This window comes from Microbacterium sp. 22179 (assembly GCF_052045715.1).
Lineage (GTDB): Bacteria > Actinomycetota > Actinomycetes > Actinomycetales > Microbacteriaceae > Microbacterium > Microbacterium galbinum.
The window spans coordinates 826,307-842,612 of sequence record NZ_JBQEPJ010000001.1 but is presented as its reverse complement, the minus strand read 5'-3'; the positions used below and the strand labels follow the sequence as shown (position 1 = coordinate 842,612).

The 16,306-nt window shown below is 68.4% G+C and carries 16 protein-coding genes; 7 read left to right on the top strand and 9 right to left on the bottom strand.

Features of this window, described 5'->3' with window-relative positions:
* Positions 1-3: 3 nt before the first annotated feature.
* From ACTJKK_RS04130 to ACTJKK_RS04110, 5 genes are all read right to left on the bottom strand, one after another.
* A complete protein-coding gene (locus ACTJKK_RS04130; protein ID WP_247622378.1) occupies positions 4-699 on the bottom strand; it encodes an SPFH domain-containing protein in 696 nt (231 codons plus the stop codon).
* A 204-nt stretch (positions 700-903) separates the two neighbouring features.
* Positions 904-3,072 (bottom strand): 3-hydroxyacyl-CoA dehydrogenase NAD-binding domain-containing protein, encoded by a 2,169-nt coding sequence (locus ACTJKK_RS04125; protein ID WP_440747093.1) that lies wholly within the window; start codon positions 3,070-3,072, stop codon positions 904-906.
* Entirely contained in the window at positions 3,072-4,277 is a 1,206-nt protein-coding gene (locus ACTJKK_RS04120; protein ID WP_247622379.1) for a thiolase family protein, read from the bottom strand. The genes ACTJKK_RS04125 and ACTJKK_RS04120 overlap by 1 nt, the downstream gene beginning before the upstream one ends.
* A gap of 73 nt (positions 4,278-4,350) precedes the next feature.
* Complete coding sequence (locus tag ACTJKK_RS04115; protein WP_247622380.1) at positions 4,351-5,544, bottom strand: ribonuclease D; 1,194 nt, start codon at positions 5,542-5,544, stop codon at positions 4,351-4,353.
* Complete coding sequence (locus ACTJKK_RS04110) at positions 5,537-6,118, bottom strand: DUF3000 family protein (protein WP_247622381.1); 582 nt, start codon at positions 6,116-6,118, stop codon at positions 5,537-5,539. Before ACTJKK_RS04110 ends, ACTJKK_RS04115 begins: the two co-directional genes overlap by 8 nt.
* A 25-nt stretch (positions 6,119-6,143) precedes the next feature.
* On the opposite strand from ACTJKK_RS04110, the gene ACTJKK_RS04105 reads away from it, so the two are divergent.
* Positions 6,144-7,298 (top strand): alpha/beta hydrolase family protein, encoded by a 1,155-nt coding sequence (locus ACTJKK_RS04105; RefSeq protein WP_440747092.1) that lies wholly within the window; start codon positions 6,144-6,146, stop codon positions 7,296-7,298.
* Here the strand turns inward: ACTJKK_RS04105 and ACTJKK_RS04100 are convergent.
* Both ACTJKK_RS04100 and ACTJKK_RS04095 read right to left on the bottom strand, forming a co-directional pair.
* Positions 7,282-7,713: a SufE family protein gene (locus ACTJKK_RS04100; RefSeq protein ID WP_247622383.1), complete on the bottom strand. Its 432-nt coding sequence runs from the start codon at positions 7,711-7,713 to the stop codon at positions 7,282-7,284. The two genes, ACTJKK_RS04105 and ACTJKK_RS04100, sit on opposite strands and share 17 nt — an antisense overlap.
* Before the next feature lie 19 nt (positions 7,714-7,732).
* Positions 7,733-8,626 carry a sulfurtransferase gene (locus tag ACTJKK_RS04095; RefSeq protein WP_247622384.1) on the bottom strand — a complete coding sequence of 298 codons (894 nt, stop codon included), beginning with the start codon at positions 8,624-8,626 and terminating at the stop codon, positions 7,733-7,735.
* 130 nt (positions 8,627-8,756) lie between these two features.
* On the opposite strand from ACTJKK_RS04095, the gene zapE reads away from it, so the two are divergent.
* The 4 genes from zapE to ACTJKK_RS04075 all read left to right on the top strand — a co-directional run bounded on the left by zapE (position 8,757) and on the right by ACTJKK_RS04075 (position 12,205).
* On the top strand, positions 8,757-9,800 hold the full coding sequence (zapE, locus tag ACTJKK_RS04090) for a cell division protein ZapE (RefSeq protein ID WP_440747091.1): 1,044 nt from the start codon (positions 8,757-8,759) through the stop codon (positions 9,798-9,800).
* A gap of 114 nt (positions 9,801-9,914) precedes the next feature.
* Positions 9,915-11,153, top strand: coding sequence for an ammonium transporter (locus tag ACTJKK_RS04085; RefSeq protein WP_400438717.1), 1,239 nt, complete (start codon positions 9,915-9,917; stop codon positions 11,151-11,153).
* Positions 11,154-11,185: 32 nt separating this feature from the next.
* A complete protein-coding gene (locus ACTJKK_RS04080; RefSeq protein WP_440747090.1) occupies positions 11,186-11,740 on the top strand; it encodes a type II toxin-antitoxin system PemK/MazF family toxin in 555 nt (184 codons plus the stop codon).
* An 81-nt stretch (positions 11,741-11,821) separates the two neighbouring features.
* A complete protein-coding gene (locus tag ACTJKK_RS04075; RefSeq protein ID WP_247622388.1) occupies positions 11,822-12,205 on the top strand; it encodes an SPW repeat domain-containing protein in 384 nt (127 codons plus the stop codon).
* Positions 12,206-12,275: 70 nt separating this feature from the next.
* On the opposite strand, the gene ACTJKK_RS04070 is transcribed toward ACTJKK_RS04075, so the two are convergent.
* Together ACTJKK_RS04070 and ACTJKK_RS04065 are read right to left on the bottom strand one after the other, a co-directional pair.
* Positions 12,276-12,944: a response regulator gene (locus tag ACTJKK_RS04070; protein WP_440747089.1), complete on the bottom strand. Its 669-nt coding sequence runs from the start codon at positions 12,942-12,944 to the stop codon at positions 12,276-12,278.
* 2 nt (positions 12,945-12,946) lie between these two features.
* Positions 12,947-14,128, bottom strand: coding sequence for a histidine kinase (locus ACTJKK_RS04065; RefSeq protein WP_440747088.1), 1,182 nt, complete (start codon positions 14,126-14,128; stop codon positions 12,947-12,949).
* A gap of 154 nt (positions 14,129-14,282) precedes the next feature.
* Here ACTJKK_RS04065 and ACTJKK_RS04060 point away from each other — a divergent pair, with 154 nt between their 5' ends.
* A complete protein-coding gene (locus tag ACTJKK_RS04060; RefSeq protein ID WP_440747087.1) occupies positions 14,283-14,984 on the top strand; it encodes an ABC transporter ATP-binding protein in 702 nt (233 codons plus the stop codon).
* A complete protein-coding gene (locus ACTJKK_RS04055) occupies positions 14,981-16,285 on the top strand; it encodes an ABC transporter permease (protein ID WP_440747086.1) in 1,305 nt (434 codons plus the stop codon). Before ACTJKK_RS04060 ends, ACTJKK_RS04055 begins: the two co-directional genes overlap by 4 nt.
* Positions 16,286-16,306 lie beyond the last annotated feature (21 nt).

Here is a 16,306-nt window from a genome sequence, read left to right as displayed (position 1 = left end):
TGATCAGTTGAGCGCGTGGAGCGCGGCGACCGCCTGCGCGTCGCGATCGGTGTCGCGGAGCGCCGTCGACAGCAGGTAACCGTCGGTGAGCGCATCGCCGGTGACCATGACGCGCACGAGCTCGACGCCGCAGGCTCGCCGTACCTCGTCGGCACTCGCGGCGATGACTCGGGTGTTGATCTCGTCGTTGTGCGGGAGTTCCGCACCGTCGAAGCCGCGGATCACGTCACGCAAGGCTGCGCCGACGATGTTCGACGCGCGCTCTTTCACGTTCACGACGTCGAGCTCGAACACCCGGAGATCGCGGCCGGTGGGGATCGGTCTCCACTCGAACGACGCGTGGACGCGATGTTGGTGTCCCTTCGCTCCCGTCATCTCGCGGGCGGGCAGGTCGGTCGCGCGGCAACGCACGTCGACGAGCCTGTACCAGTAGAACAGCGGGAACGCGCCGTGCGATCCGGGATGGAGCACGACCACTTCGCCGACAGCACCGCCGCGACTGCTCGGACGCCGCTGCGGGCGGTTCCGGATGATCGGCTTGCCGTTGCGGGTGCGGATCGCTGCCCAGCCCTCGTCCACCGTCACGATGAAGATCTTCAGGAGCGCCGGAACGACCAGCAGGATCGTGAGGATCGCGGTCCCGGTCTTGAGCAGACCCGAGAGTCCCTTGCCACCCAGCATCGAGAGGAGCATGTCCATGCACACCACTGTGCCCCCTCGTCCGCGATCGGAGTGCCGTGAACGGGCGTGAAGGCGCGCTGTTCATGCGCTGTTCGGTGCGTGTTCGCCCGACCGCCGCCGGACGGATACGGGACGGGGTCGGAACGACCGACCGTCAGCCGAGCGCGTGGAGAACGACGCAGGGGGCCGTGCGCGCTGCACGACCCCCTCCGCTGCGCGTGATCAGCGGTTCTCGACGCCCCGGATCTGCGGGGTGTGGAACGATCCTCCGAAGGCACGATCCGACGCGCCCTCCCGGTCGAGGTACGGCGAGGCGCCGCCGTCGATGAACGGCCAGCCCGCGCCGAGGATCAGGCAGAGATCGATGTCCTCTACCTCCGGGACGACGCCCTCGTCGAGCATCCGCTTGATCTCGTCGGCCAGGCCGTCCTGCACGCGCTGCAGGATCGTCGCGGCCGATGCCGGCGTGGAACCGACGGCGGGCTTCAGCAGTTTCTCGGCCTGCTTCGTCCACCCGGTGACCCGGCCGCCCTTGTCCTTCTCGACGATCGCGTCCAGTTCTGCGAGGGCGTGGAAGTTCTCGTTCGCGTAGAAACGCTCGGGGAACGCCGTCGCCATCGTGTCCTGGACGTGCGCGGCGACCTTCCAGCCGACGAGGTCGATCAACTGGAACGGACCCATCGGCAGGCCGAGCGGACCGAACGCCTTCTCGACGTCGACGATCGGGGTGCCCTCGTACACGGCGCGGGCCGCTTCCCCCATGACCTTCGCCAGCAGGCGGTTCACGACGAATCCGGGAGCGTCGGCGGTGAGCACCGCGTTCTTGCCGAGATTGCGAGCGACGACGAAGGCCGTCGACAGCGCGGCATCCGACGTGCTCGGCGTCTTCACGATCTCGATCAGCGGCATGACCGCGACCGGGTTGAAGAAGTGGAAGCCGACGAGACGCTCCGGGTGCTCCAGCTTCGCGCCGATCTCCGCGACCGACAGCGACGAGGTGTTCGTCGCCAGGATCGCGTCCTCGGCGATGATCTTCTCGATCTCGCCGAACACCTGCTGCTTGACGCCGACCTCTTCGAACACGGCCTCGATCACGAAATCACAGTCCGCGTAGAGGCTCTTGTCGGTGGTGCCGGTGACCAGCGCGCGCAGCTTGTTCGCGGAGTCCGCGTCGAGGCGGCCCTTGGCCTCGAGCTTGCCGATCTCCTCGTGGATGTACGCCACGCCCTTGTCGACGCGCGCCTGGTCCAGGTCGGTGATGAGCACCGGCACCTGCAGTTTGCGCACGAACAGCAGGGCGAACTGGCTGGCCATGAGGCCGGCCCCGATGATGCCGACCTTGGTGACCTTCTTGGCGAGGGCCTTGTCCGGCGCGCCGACGGGGCGCTTCGCACGCTTCTGAACGAGGTCGAACGCGTACATGGATGCCGCGAACTGGTCACCCGTGACGAGATCGGCGAGGGCCTCGTCCTCACGGGCGAACCCCTCGGCCTTGGTGCCGCTCTTGGCCTTGTCGAGCAGGTCGAGCGCCACATAGGGCGACTTCGGCACGGTGCCGATCTTGGACTCGAGCATGCCGCGCGCCATCTTGATCGCGATCGGCCACTTGGTGAGCCGCTCGAGCTTGCCGGGCTCGTTCTTCCGCTCGACCTTCTTGCCGCCGAGGACCGCGTCGGCCCAGGCCAGTGAGTTCTCGAGGTAGTTCGCCGCGGGGAAGATCGCGTCGAAGATGCCGAGATCGAACGCCTGCTGCGGCTTGAGCATCCGATTCTGCTTGAGCGGGTTCGAGATGACGACCTCGAGCGCGTTCTCGATGCCGATCAGGTTCGGCAGCAGGTAGGCGCCACCCCAACCGGGGATGATGCCGAGGAAGACCTCGGGCAGCGCGACCGCCGCGGCAGAGGAGTCGACCGTGCGGTAGGTCGAGTTCAACGCGATCTCGAGTCCGCCTCCCAGCGCGAGACCGTTCACGAAGGCGAACGAGGGCACGCCGAGCTCGCCGAACTTGCCGAGCACCTTGTGGCCGAGCTGCGCGATGAGCCGGGCGTTGTCGCGCGATCCGACCTTGCCGATGTCGGAGAGATCCGCACCCGCGGCGAGGATGTACTGCTTGCCCGTGATACCGACCGCCTGGATCTCTCCGGCGGCCGCTCGCGCGGTGAGAGCGTCGAGGGTCTCGCCGAGCTGCGTGAGCGTCGCGGGGCCGAGGGTGTTCGGGCGGGTATGGTCGCGACCGTTGTCGAGCGTGATGAGCGCGAGCACCTTGCCCGACGCCAGACGGATGTCGCGGACGGGCGACTGCGTGATCACCTCGCCGTCGGTGAGCGCCTGGATCGGTGCGAAGTCGACGTTCGCGTACTGTTCGGAAACCGTGTTCGCCATGCCTGCCATCACTTCCGCTTCTTGCCGTCGTAGTGCGGGTTCTCCCAGATGACCGAACCGCCCTGTCCGAGGCCGACGCACATCGCGGTCAGGCCGTAGCGGACGTCGGGGCGCTCGGCGAACTGGGCCGCGAGCTGGATCATCAGGCGCACTCCGGAGGCTGCGAGCGGGTGGCCGAGCGCGATGGCCCCGCCCCACTGGTTGACGCGGGGGTCGTCGTCGGCGATGCCGAAGTGATCGAGCAGCGAGATGACCTGGATGGCGAACGCCTCGTTGAGCTCGAAGAGCCCGATGTCGGAGATCGACAGGCCGGCCTTCTTCAGCGCCTTCTCGGTCGAAGGGATCGGACCGATACCCATGATCTCGGGCTGGACGCCCGCGAACGCGAACGAGACCATGCGCATCTTCGGGGCGAGACCCAGTTCCTTGACGGCGCCGCCACCGGCGAGCAGCGACATCGTCGCGCCATCGGTGAGGGGAGAGGAGGTGCCGGCGGTGACGCGACCGTGCGGACGGAACGGCGTCTTCAGAGCGGCCAGGTCCTCCATCGTGGTCTGGGGGCGGCGCCCCTCGTCCTCGGTCGCGAGCCCCCAGGCGCCCTCGGCATCCTTGATCGCCACCGAGACGAGGTCGGGCTGGATCTTGCCCGCGTCGTAGGCGGCCTGCACCTTGTGCTGGCTGAGCATGCCGAACCGGTCGGAGCGCTCCTTGGTGAGGTGCGGGAAGCGATCGAAGATGCGCTCGGCGGTGACGCCCATGTTGAGCGCTCCGGGATCGACCATCTTCTCGGCGACGAATCGCGGGTTCGGGTCGGCGTTGCCGCCGATCGGGTGGTGGCCCATGTGCTCCACGCCACCGGCGAGGGCCAGGTCGTACATGCCCACCCCGATCGAGGCGCCCATGGTCGTCACGCTCGTCATCGCTCCCGCGCACATCCGCTCGACCGCGAGGCCGGGAACGGTCTGGGGGAGTCCGGCGAGGATCGCCACGGATCGACCGAGCGTGAGTCCCTGATCCCCGGTCTGCGAGGTCGCGGCGATCGCGACGTCGTCGATGCGGTCGGCCGGGACGGCCTGATTCCGCTCCATGAGACCGATGGTCGCCTTCACGGCGAGGTCGTCTGCGCGGGTGTTCCAGTACATGCCCTTTTCGCCGGCGCGCCCGAAGGGGGTGCGCACTCCATCGACGAAGAAGACGTCCGAGATCTCGGCCACTCTGCCTCCAAGTTTGTGCGGTGGCCTCAGTCTAGGGAGGCCCCGAAACGGGGAGGAATCGGTTGGATCGAACCTACGAAGCCGTGGCGGGAGCCTCGTCGGGCTGTTGCGCTGCTTCTACAAAAGCGGCGGCGATCTTCTGTGCGGTTTGTTCAACCTGCCAGGTGCGCGCGCCCAGTGCCGTCAGTGCGCCGCCGATGGCTTCCGGGGTGTCTCCCGCTGGCGCCCACGCGACGCGTCGGAGGTACTCGGGCGTCAACAGGTTCTCCGTCGGCATGTGCAGTTCCTCGGCGATCGCCTCGACCACGGGCCGCGCGGCTTTCAGGCGTGCATCAGCCTCGGGGTTGCGATCCGCCCAGGCGCGCGGGGGCGGCAGAGCGTCGCTCGGAACCCGTTCGCGCGGCAGCTCCTCGGTCGCCCGTCCGTCGACGATGGCCTGCCACCAGCGGTCGAGCTGCGTCCGGCTCGCGCGCCCCTGGAACTCCTTGATACCGGCGAGCGCCTGCTTGCTCTGCGGATTCGCCATGACCGCCGCCACCAGCGAACGGTCCGGGATGAGTCGTCCGGGGGAGACGTCCTGGGCCTGCGCATATGCTTCGCGCGCCTGCCAGAGGGACCGCGCCACGGCGAGATTGCGGGCACCGCGCACCTGGTGCAGTCCGCTCAGACGGCGCCAGGGATCTTCGCGGGGCGGCTTGGGTGCGCGACTCAGGGTTGCCGCGAACTCCTCGGCGGCGAATGCCGTCTTCTCCTGCTCCTCGAGTTCGAGGGCGAGCGCATCGCGCACGTCGATCAGGTGCAGCACGTCGAGGGCCGCGTATTCGAGCCAGGAATCCGGCAGGGGGCGCGTCGACCAGTCCGCGGCCGAGTGCTCCTTCTTCAGCGTGATGCCGAGCGTGTGCTCGACGACGGCGGCGAGACCCACGCGCTCGTGCCCGAGCAGGCGCGAGGCGAGCTCGGTGTCGAAGATCGTGTGCGGGTCGAGGTCGAGCTCGCGCAGCGAGGGGAGATCCTGACTCGCGGCGTGGAAGACCCATTCGACGTCGCCGATCGCCGCGTTCAGCGGCGTGAGGTCGCCGATGGCGGGCGGGTCGAAGAGGAACACGCCGGCGTCCCGGCGGAAGACCTGCACGAGGTAGGCGCGCTGGGAGTAGCGGAAGCCGGAGGCGCGCTCGACATCGACGGCGACCGGTCCGGTGCCGTTCGCGAGCACGGCGCAGGCGGCGCGGAACTCCTCGGCATCCGAGATCACGGAGTATTCAGTCACGTACAGCCTTTCGCGCGCCGAGAACGGCGATGCCCTCGGAACCGGGCGGAAGACCCGCCAGCATTCCGACCAGTTCGGCCCATGCCTCGACGTGCGGACGGAACGGGCCCTGCGGAGTCCAGGACGCCCGCAATTCTATCTGTGCGCCGTCGCCTTCGAGGGCGAGGCCCCCGAATCCCTTCGACAGCGTCTTGGTGGAGGTGCCCGACGCTGCGCCGTACCGGGCCTCCCGGGAGTCGAGGGCATCGACGAGCCACGACCAGGTGACGTCGGCGAGCAGCGGATCCGTGCCGATCTCCGTCTCGAGCGGTGCCTGCGCGAAGATGACGATCCGCCACGATCCTCCCCAGCCCGCCGGTTCGTCCGGATCGTGCAGCAGCACGAAACGACCCGTTCCGTACACGGAGTCGCCGTCGTCGTCGGGGCGGACATCGGCGGCGAGCGCCAGAGCGAAGGGCGCGAGGCCGGTCGGGGTCGGAATCTCGCGCACGGTGATGTCGTCACGGAACGCCGTCTCGCGCAGTTCTGCGGCGGCGTTCTCGAAGAGGGTCCCGGCATCGGGGGGTGCGGTCACGGCAACAGGCTAGAGTCAGGAAGCGATGAAGAGTCTCAGGCACGCCGTTGCACTCCTTCTCCCTGTCCTGCTCGCACTCGGAGCGGCGTCCGCGCTGCTCGTGCTGAGCATCGCCCGCCGGGTCGTGATGCCGACCCGGAGCGGACCCAACACGAAGATCCTCGCGGTCGACACGGGAGCGCAGACCATCGAGCTCGCTCGCACGCTCGATACCGAGCTTCCCGGGCGTTACGGGCTCTACACGACGGGAACGTACGGATACGTCAAGCTGGGTGCGGTGCTCAGCGCCGACAGCACGACCGTGCGACGCAAGCTCCTCACCCAGATCGAGCCGGGTGCGCGCGTCGATCGCGACGCCGGTTTCAGCGGCTGGTACTACTCGGCCCCGTCGGAGCTGCATCTGCCCTGGAGCAACGTCCTCATCGGTTCGCCCGCCGGACCCTGCCCCGCGTGGTTCTTCCCCGCGGCGTCGAGCACCTGGGTCATTCAGGTGCACGGACGTGGAACGACCAGGGCCGAGTGCCTGCGTGCGGTGCCAGTCCTCCACGCCGCAGGGCTGCCGAACCTCGTGGTCTCGTACCGCAACGACGGCGAGGCCCCGCGAAGCCGCGGCGGAGCGTATGCACTCGGAGCCGCGGAATGGCGTGACGTGGATGCTGCGATCGCCTATGCCCTCCGGCACGGAGCCGAGCGGGTGATCCTGATGGGCTGGTCGATGGGCGGTGCCGTCTCGCTGCAGACGGCCGTGAACTCCGGCAACCGCGACCGCATCGCCGGGCTCATCCTCGAGTCGCCGGTGGTCGACTGGCGCACCGTACTGCGTTATCAGGCACGAGAGGCGGGGCTCCGCGCACCGCTTCCGGCACTGGCGATGGGGGCGCTGTCCCTTCCGGTGACCGCGCGACTGAGCGGGGCGGAGGACGCGATAGCGTTCGACCGCCTCGACATGGTCGCGCGCGCCGAGGAGCTCGCCGCCCCCACGCTCATCCTGCACAGTGACGACGACGGCTTCGTACCCGCGGACGCCTCGCATGCCCTGCGGGACGCGCGCCCGGACCTCGTCACGATGCCGGTCTTCTCGGGGGCGCGCCACACCAAAATCTGGAACTACGACGAGACCGGGTGGACCGCAGCGATCCGCGACTGGCTCGCCGCGCAGGGATTCAGCGCTTCTGCCTGACCTGCTTCTTCGCTCGCATGAGCATTCCCGTCATACCGCCGATGCGCAGGGGCGAGACGGCCTTGGTCAGACCGATCGCCTGCGGGTAGTCCTCGGGGATCGCCAGCACCTCGTCGGGCGTGAGTCCCGTGATGCCCTGCACAAGGATGCTCGCGAACCCCCGAGTCGTCGGCGCCTCCGGCGGTGCGGTGGCGTGCATGACGACGCGGCCATCGACGATCTCGACGTAGATGTACACGGGGGACTGGCACTCGGCGACACGCTCGCACATCTCCGGATGGTTCGCGACCTCCTCGGACACCGCGGGGAGCTCGTCCGCGAACTCCAGAAGGAGCAGCAGTCGGTCGCTCTCGGGCGTGTCGAGGAAGGCGTCTCGGATCTCGGCGAGGGTCTCAGGAACGTGCGTTTCGCTCATCCCTGTCATTGTCACACGCTCAGAGCGCTCCGGGCTCCGAGCCGGTCACGATCGGAACGCGCACCGCGCTGCCCCACTCGGTCCACGAACCGTCGTAGTTGCGCACGTTCTCGAAGCCGAGGAGGTGCTTGAGCACGAACCACGTGTGGCTGGACCGCTCACCGATGCGGCAGTACGCGACGACCTCGTCGCCATCGGCGAGACCGGCGCCGTCGCGGTAGATGGCGTCGAGTTCGGCGCGGGACTTGAACCCGCCGTCCTCCGCGACCGCCTTCGCCCACGGCACGCTCTGCGCGGTGGGGATGTGGCCGGCGCGCAGAGTGCCCTCCTCGGGGTAGGCGGGGGCGGTCGTGCGCTCCCCGCTGTACTCCTCGGGCGAGCGCACGTCGATGAGCGGCTTGCCGATGTGGGCGAGCACGTCCTCCTTGTAGGCGCGAAGGAGCGTGTCGTCGCGCTCGACGATCGGGTACTCGACCGCGGGGCGGTTCGTCGCCTCGCGCGTGATCTCGCGGCCCTCGGAGATCCAGCGGTCGCGGCCGCCGTCGAGCAGACGGACGTCCTCGTGACCGAACAGCGAGAACACCCACAGTGCGTACGCCGCCCACCAGTTGTTCTTGTCGCCGTAGATGACCACCGTGTCGTCACGGGCGATGCCCTTGCGGCTCAGCAGCTCGGCGAACCCTTCGCCGTCGACGTAGTCGCGCACGACCGGGTCGTTGAGTTCGGTGTGCCAATCGACCTTCACCGCGCCCGGGATGTGTCCGGTCTCGTAGAGGAGCACGTCCTCGTCGGACTCCACGACGACGAGCCCCGGCTCTCCCAGGTGAGCGGCGAGCCACTCCGTGGTGACGAGCCGGCCGGGCTCGGAGTACTCGGCGAACTTTGCGGACGACGTGTCGAACTCGATGGTCACGGGATGCTCCTCGGGGGTGTGCGAGTGAAGGTGGCGGGCGGCGACGGCGTAGTGTTGTTCCGTCGCTTCGACGATAGTTCCCCGCGGTGCCGCAGGCGCCGGATTCGTAAGACTTCGACACAGGAAACGAATGACCGACACGCAGAGCACCACGGGCGTCGTGCGCCTCAGCGACCGCCAGCCGACCGTCACCGGTCCCGAGATGCTCGCGAGCCTCGTCCCGCCGCCGCAGTTCGACGGTGCGACGTTCGACAGCTACCGCGCGGATGAGGCGTACCCCTCCCAGGAGGAGGCGAAGGAGACGCTCCTGCGTTTCGCCGGGCGCGGTGCGCCGGTCAAGAAGGCGTCGTTCTTCAGCCGACCGAAGAAGGAGCCGGCGGTCAAGCCCGGCGTCTACCTCGACGGCGGTTTCGGCGTCGGGAAGACGCACCTCCTCGCGTCGATCTATCACGCCATGCCCGCTCGGCGGAAGTACTTCGGATCCTTCATCGAGTACACCGCCCTGGTCGGGGCCCTCGGGTACAAGAACACGGTGGATCTGCTGCGCGGAGCCGACCTCCTCTGCATCGACGAGTTCGAGCTCGACGACCCCGGCGACACGATGGTCATGACGCGTCTGCTGGGCGAGCTCGTCACCTCGGGCACGAAGCTCGCGGCCACATCGAACACCCCTCCGAATGCTCTGGGCGAGGGCCGCTTCGCCGCGCAGGATTTCCTCCGCGAGATCCATCAGATGTCGGACAGCTTCCAAACGATGCGGATCGACGGAGTCGACTTCCGTCAGCGGGCGATCGACGGGCATTCGATCGTGCTCTCCGATGAGGACTACGCCTCGGCGATCGCCACGGCATCCGAGTCCGGGCTGGTCTCCGACGATGCGTTCGATGAGGTCGTCGCGCACCTGGCGCGCGTGCACCCCTCTCGGTACATCCGCCTGATCGACGGCCTCCGACTCGTCGGGCTGCGCGATGTGCGCGTGCTCACCGATCAGTCCGAGGCGCTGCGGTTCGTCGCCTTCGTCGATCGCGTCTACGACGCGCAGATCCCGATCGCCGCGACCGGAGTATCGCTGGACCAGGTCTTCGCCGAGGAGATGCTCGGCGGCGGGTACCGCAAGAAGTACCTGCGCGCCATCTCCCGGCTGAATGCACTGACGCATTCCAGCCGCGCGTAACGCGATGGTTACACACCGACGCCGGGTGTAACCGGAGCGAAACACTCCTCGCGCCTTCCCGAAACCGGGCATCGCCACACTGGTGCTCTCAGTTACTCGGATGTGAGGTATTCCATGGATGCTCCCGGCAACATCTCCTGGGCGATCACCGCGACCGCCCTCGTTCTTCTCATGACCCCCGGTGTCGCCTTCTTCTACGGCGGCCTGGTCAAGGCGAAGAGCGTGGTCAGCATGATGATGATGAGCTTCGGCTCCATCGGACTGGTGGCCGTGCTCTGGATCCTGTTCGGCTACTCGATGAGCGCGGTCGACAGCCCCACGCAGTTCGCGGGCAACCCGTTCGCCGACTTCGGTCTCTCGGCGCTGTCCGAGGGCCCCGACGCGAACGTCGCCCTTCTCGGTGTCGCATACGGCGCGACCTTCGCGATCATCACGGTCGCCCTGATCTCCGGCGCCATCGCCGACCGCGCCAAGTTCGGCTCCTGGCTGATCTTCGCCGGCATCTTCGCCACGGTCGGGTACTTCCCGATCGCCGCGTGGGTCTGGGGCGGCGGCTGGATCATGAACCTCGGCACCACGCTCTTCGGTGAGGACAGCGGAATCGCCGTCATCGACTACGCCGGTGGTACCGCGGTGCACATCAACGCGGGTGCCGCGGCCCTCGCCCTCGCTCTCGTCCTCGGCAAGCGCATCGGCTTCCAGAAGGGCATCCTCAAGCCGCACAACGTGCCGCTGACCCTGCTCGGTGCCGCTCTGCTGTGGTTCGGCTGGTTCGGCTTCAACGCCGGTGCGGAGTGGCTGTCGGAGGACATGGGCGGTGTCGGACTCATCGGCATCAACACCCTCGGCGCCACGGCGGCGGCCATCCTCGGTTGGATCGTCATCGAGAAGATCAAGGACGGCAAGCCCACCTCGGTCGGTGCCGCCTCGGGTGCCGTCGCCGGTCTCGTCGCCATCACCCCCGCCTGCGCCAACCTGACGCCCGGCTGGGCACTGGTCCTCGGCCTCGTCGCCGGTGTCGTCTGCGCCCTGGCCGTCGAGCTGAAGTTCCGTCTCGGATTCGACGACTCGCTCGACGTTGTCGGCATCCACCTCGTCGGTGGCCTCATCGGTACCCTCTACCTCGGCTTCTTCGCCACCGGACAGGGCATGTTCACCGGTGGTGACTGGCGCCTGCTGGCCGTCCAGGCCATCGCCGCAGGTGGCGTGCTGATCTACTCCTTCGTCGTCGCCTTCATCATCGGCTTCGCGATCGAGAAGACGATCGGCTTCCGCGTCACCAGCGAGGACGAGATCGCCGGTGTCGACTCCGTCGTCCACGGCGAGGAGGGCTACGCGCTCACCGACGCATGATCGCCCGAGCGCGAGCGACGTAGTGTGAACGTGTGAGTTCATCCAGGAGCATCCTCGTCACGATCGCGCAAGCGCTGCTCGACGCACTGACACCCCGAACGTCCCGGCCCCGCAAGGAGCCGGGACGTTCGGCCGTGCTGAAGGTGTCGAGAACGGATGCCGGGCGCACCCGCGGGATCGAGACCGTGCGCCTCGATCCCGCGCACCTCGACGACGTCGTCATCTCCTACGCACCCGATCGCGACGGCGCTCCCGATGCCGGGGAGATCATCTGGACCTGGGTGCCCTACGAGGAGGGCGACGGTCGGGGCAAGGACCGCCCGGTGCTCGTGATCGGCCGGGAATCGTCGGATCGGGTGTTCGCCGTGCGGATGACCAGCCGCTCCCACGACGGCGATCGCGACTACCTGTCGATCGGGTCGGGGGAGTGGGACTCCCAGGGGCGGGAGTCCTGGGTCGACGTCGAGCAGCTCTACAGCGTCCACGAGGCAGGCATGCGCCGCGAGGCCGCCGTGCTCGCGCGTGCGCGCTTCGACCGGGTCGCCGCCGCCCTCCAGCGGCGCTACGGCTGGCGCGCCGACCGGTAGGAGATTCCTCCAATCCGTTTGCGCCGGGGTGTCGAACTCCTTGCATGAGCCGCTCCCGCGGTTCCCGCACAAGGAGGCATCATGCGTTTCATCCCCACGAAGGTCCACGGAGTCCTCGACTACGTCGTCGGCATCGCACTCATCGCGGCACCGTGGCTGTTCGGATTCGCCGCCGTCGGTGGCGCAGCGGTCATCATCCCGATCGTGCTCGGCGTCGGCCTCATCGTCTACAGCCTGTTCACGAAGTACGAATGGGGACCCTTCGGGTTCATCCCCATGCCCGTGCACCTCGTCTTCGACATCGTCGCGAGCCTGTTCCTCGCCCTGTCGCCGTGGATCTTCGGTTTCTCCGGAGAAGCGCTCAACGTCTGGCTGCCGCACGTCGTCGTGGGCGTGACGGTCATCATCGTCGTGCTGTTCTCGCAGCCGCAGCCCCAGACCACGCCGCGGGCCGCCCGAGCCTGACGCGCGGACGACGGCGCCCCTCCTGTTCTGAGCGGGAGGGGCGCTCTCGTGCGCGGTGGAGGAACGGCCCTCAGCCGCCCTGAACGAGCAGACCGCTCTCATAGGCGAGGATCACGAGTTGAGCACGGTCGTGCGCTCCGACCTTGGTCATGATGCGGTTCACGTGGGTCTTGGCGGTGTGCGGCGAGATGAACAGCTCTTCCGCGATCTCCTGGTTGGAGCGACCCCGAGCGACCATCAGCAGCACTTCTCGCTCGCGTTCGGTGAGCGAATCGAGCTCGGCGACTCCCGGTGCCGGCGCTCCTCGGACCGGCATCGCGACGAAGCGGTCGATGAGTGCGCGGGTCGCCAACGGGGAGAGCAGGGCGTCGCCGGCGTGCACGGAGCGCACGGCTCGCGGGATCTCGTCGGGCTCGGCGCCCTTACCGATGAAGCCGCTGGCGCCCGCACGAAGCGCCTGGACGAGGTACTCGTCCTCCTCGAAGGTGGTCAGGATGAGCACGCGGACGCCCTCGAGACCCGGCGCCCGGCAGATCTGCGCGGTCGCCTCGATGCCGTCGAGCACGGGCATCCGGATGTCCATGATCACGATGTCCGGCCGATGCGCCGAAGCGAAGTCGATCGCCTCCCGCCCGTTCGCGGCCAGCCCGATGACGTCGATGTCGTCCTGCGCGCCGAGGATGTCGGCGACCGCCTGTCGGATCAGTGCCTGGTCGTCGACGATGAGAACGCGGATCATGACTACTCCTTCGACCGCGGCATCCAGGCGCGGATCTTCCAGCTGCCGCCGTCGGGTCCTGCGTCGACCGTGCCTCGCACGGAGATCACGCGCTCGCGAAGGCCGAGGAGACCGAGACCGGGGGACTCGCCGCCGCCGGGGGAGGGCGACGCGGTCATCGGGTTGGTGACCGTGATCGCGAGGCCGTCGTCGTCGGTGCGGAGCAGGAGGTGGGCGCGATGCTCGGTGCCGTGCTTGTGCGCGTTCGTGAGTGCCTCCTGGACGACGCGGTAGGCGACGAGCCCGGTCGCACCGGTGACGCGGTCGAGGTCGCCCTCGGTGCGCACCGTCACCTCCAGTCCGGACGACGCGAACTGGGCGACGAGCTCGTCGATGCGGTCGGCGCCGGCCTGGGGGCCGGTGCTCCCGTCGCCGACGTCGGCCGTGCGCAGCATCGACATGAGGTCTCCGATCTCGCCGAGCACGCTGCGCGCTGCGCCGCGGATCGTCGCCAATGCCTGCTTGGCCTTCTCCGGGCGATCGTCGATCACCGAGGTCGCGACTCCCGCCTGCAGACTGATGACCGCGATCTGATGCGCGACCGCGTCGTGCAGATCCCGGGCGATCCGCAGCCGTTCCTCGCTCACGCGCCGCTGGGCTTCGGATTCTCGGCTGCGCACCGCGCGTTCCGCCCGCTCGGTGATGGCGGAGATGTAGTCGCGCCGCGAGCGCGCCGCATCGCCGAGGGCGGTCGAGAGCGCCACGATCAGCCCGAACTGGAACGCCCGCGGGTCGTACACGGAGCCGATCGCCGAGAGCAGGGACAACAGCATCACGGCGACGACGGCGCACGCCGCGATCAGCAGCGCACGTCGACGGATGGTGCGCAGGGTGACCTGGTACATCGCGAGGCCGATCGCGATGCCGATACCGGGCGAGAGGATGCCGGTGGCGGCTGCGGCGCCGAAGTTGACCAGGAGCGCGGCGAGCGTCACGAGCGGCCACCGCCGTCGCCAGGGGACGATCGCGAGGGGGAAGAGCACGAGGACGAGGGAGAGCACGCTCGTCGGGCGGAAGTCGGGGATCGGAGTCGGTGCCAGGGCGAAGACGAGCACGACGACAGCGACGAGCACGTCGGGGAGCCATACCGGCATCCGCGGGCGCGGATCCGCGGGCGCCTCGGGAACGTCGGTGTGCTCTGCCATCCCCTCAGTCTGCCGTGGAACGGCCGCCGTCGCGTCGGTCGCCCGGGTCATCGGGAGTACCGCGGACGCGGTACATGCGGAACGCGATCGAGGGATGTGCGGACCCCGGCGCGAGAGGGACGCTGATATCCGTCGATCCGAATGGAGTTCTCCGATGCCCGCACCCCTTCTTCAGATCAGGGATGTCCACAAGTCGTACGGGCGTGGCCCGACCCGCTTCGATGCGCTCAAGGGGGTGAGCTTCGACGTCGGCGAAGGGGAATCGATCGCGATCGTCGGCAAGAGCGGATCGGGAAAGTCGACCCTCATGCACCTGCTCGCCCTGCTCGATGCCCCGGACACCGGAGCGATCGCTCTGGAGGGTGTGCAGACGGCTCGACTGCGGGGTGCGCAGCTCAACCGCACGCGCAACAAGACCTTCGGTTTCGTCTTCCAGCAGTTCTTCCTCACCGGCGGCAACAGCGTGCTCGAGAACGTCGTGCTGCCCCTCAAGATCGCGGGCGTCCGGGCGGGCGAGCGCCGCCGGCGCGGCATGGCCGCACTCGAGCAGCTCGACCTCGCCGACAAGGCGCGCAACCGGGCGGTGGACCTCTCCGGAGGTCAGAAGCAGCGCGTGGTGATCGCGCGCGCACTGGTGAACAATCCGCGCATCATCTTCGCCGACGAGCCGACCGGCAACCTCGACAGTGCGACGGGCGCCGTGGTCGAGGACATCCTGTTCGGACTCAACCGCGAGCACGGCATCACGCTGATCGTCGTCACCCACGACGAGGATCTCGCGGCGCGCTGCGATCGGCGCATCGTCATCCGCGACGGGCGCATCGTCGACGAGAGCGAAGAGCAGGTCGCCGCATGAGGGCCGCGGACCTCGTCGGATCGGCGATCTCGAACACGTTCCGAGCGAAGACCCGCACGATTCTCACCATCCTGGCGATCTTCGTCGGAGCCTTCACGCTCGCTCTGACGGGCGGCCTCGGCACCGGGATCAATCGGTACATCGACGACACGGTCTCGGGGGTCGGCGCCGCCGACGCGATGAGCGTCACGCGGGCCGCGGACGATGCGACGACGGTGCCGGGCGCGACCGGCGGGGAACCGCGCGAGTATGACCCCGACGCGGTCTCGAGTGGCATCCCGGGTCAGACGGTGATCGCGCTCAATCCCGACGACGTCGTCGAGATCGAGGGGATCGATGGCGTCGTGCGCGTGGACCCCACGCGCACGATCACCCCCGATTTCATCCGGGCAGGCGACGGTACGCCGTTCGTCGCCTCGGTCGGAAGCCTCATCCCGGGGCAGACGACCGTGCTCGCCGCCGGAACGGATCCCGACGACGACGCGTCGGAGACGGAGGTCGCGCTGCCCGCCGCCTACGTCGAGGCCCTCGGGTTCGCGGACGACGACGATGCGCTCGGCTCCACGGTCACTCTGGGAATCACGGATGCGGCGCGCACCTCGCACACGATCGACGCGACCGTCGTCGGCATCACCGAGGAGGCGCTCGCGAGCCCAACGGGTTCGAGCATCCTCGTGAACCGGTCGATGAGCGACGCGCTCGTCGAGGCCCAGACGACCGGCCTGCCCGCGGATCAGGTCGACCGCTTCGCGTCGGCGACGGTGTGGTTCGCACCCGACGCGACGGACGACGAGATCCAGGCGCTGAAGGACCGTCTGGCCCATGCCGGATTCACCGGGACGACCGTGGCCGACCAGCTCGGCACCATCACCACCGTCATCGACGGAATCGTGCTCGTGCTCAACGCCTTCGCGATCATCGCACTGTTGGCGGCCGCGTTCGGCATCGTGAACACGTTGTACATGTCGGTTCAGGAGCGCACGCGCGAGATCGGTCTGATGAAGGCGATGGGCATGGGTTCGGGACGCGTGTTCGGTCTGTTCAGCCTCGAGGCGGCCTTCCTCGGATTCCTCGGGAGCGCGATCGGCGTCGGGATCGCGATGCTCGCCGGCACGGGGATCAGCGCGGTCCTGGCCGGCGGCCTCCTCGCGGACCTGCCGGGATTGACCCTCATCGCCTTCGATCCGGTCTCGATCCTGTCGATCATCGCCCTCGTGATGGTGATCGCCTTCCTCGCCGGGACCCTGCCCGCCGCCCGGGCAGCGCGAGCCGACCCCGTCGAGTCGCTGCGCTACGAGTGAGGTGCGGTCGGTGGCCGTGGT

Coding starts and splice junctions, on each gene's coding strand:
- ACTJKK_RS04130 (WP_247622378.1), bottom strand. CDS start 699: ATGGACATGCTCCTCTCGATGCTGGGTGGCAAGGGACTCTCGGGTCTG.
- ACTJKK_RS04125 (WP_440747093.1), bottom strand. CDS start 3,072: ATGGCAGGCATGGCGAACACGGTTTCCGAACAGTACGCGAACGTCGAC.
- ACTJKK_RS04105 (WP_440747092.1), top strand. CDS start 6,144: ATGAAGAGTCTCAGGCACGCCGTTGCACTCCTTCTCCCTGTCCTGCTC.
- ACTJKK_RS04100 (WP_247622383.1), bottom strand. CDS start 7,713: ATGAGCGAAACGCACGTTCCTGAGACCCTCGCCGAGATCCGAGACGCC.
- zapE (WP_440747091.1), top strand. CDS start 8,757: ATGACCGACACGCAGAGCACCACGGGCGTCGTGCGCCTCAGCGACCGC.
- ACTJKK_RS04085 (WP_400438717.1), top strand. CDS start 9,915: ATGGATGCTCCCGGCAACATCTCCTGGGCGATCACCGCGACCGCCCTC.
- ACTJKK_RS04075 (WP_247622388.1), top strand. CDS start 11,822: ATGCGTTTCATCCCCACGAAGGTCCACGGAGTCCTCGACTACGTCGTC.
- ACTJKK_RS04070 (WP_440747089.1), bottom strand. CDS start 12,944: ATGATCCGCGTTCTCATCGTCGACGACCAGGCACTGATCCGACAGGCG.
- ACTJKK_RS04065 (WP_440747088.1), bottom strand. CDS start 14,128: ATGGCAGAGCACACCGACGTTCCCGAGGCGCCCGCGGATCCGCGCCCG.
- ACTJKK_RS04060 (WP_440747087.1), top strand. CDS start 14,283: ATGCCCGCACCCCTTCTTCAGATCAGGGATGTCCACAAGTCGTACGGG.
- ACTJKK_RS04055 (WP_440747086.1), top strand. CDS start 14,981: ATGAGGGCCGCGGACCTCGTCGGATCGGCGATCTCGAACACGTTCCGA.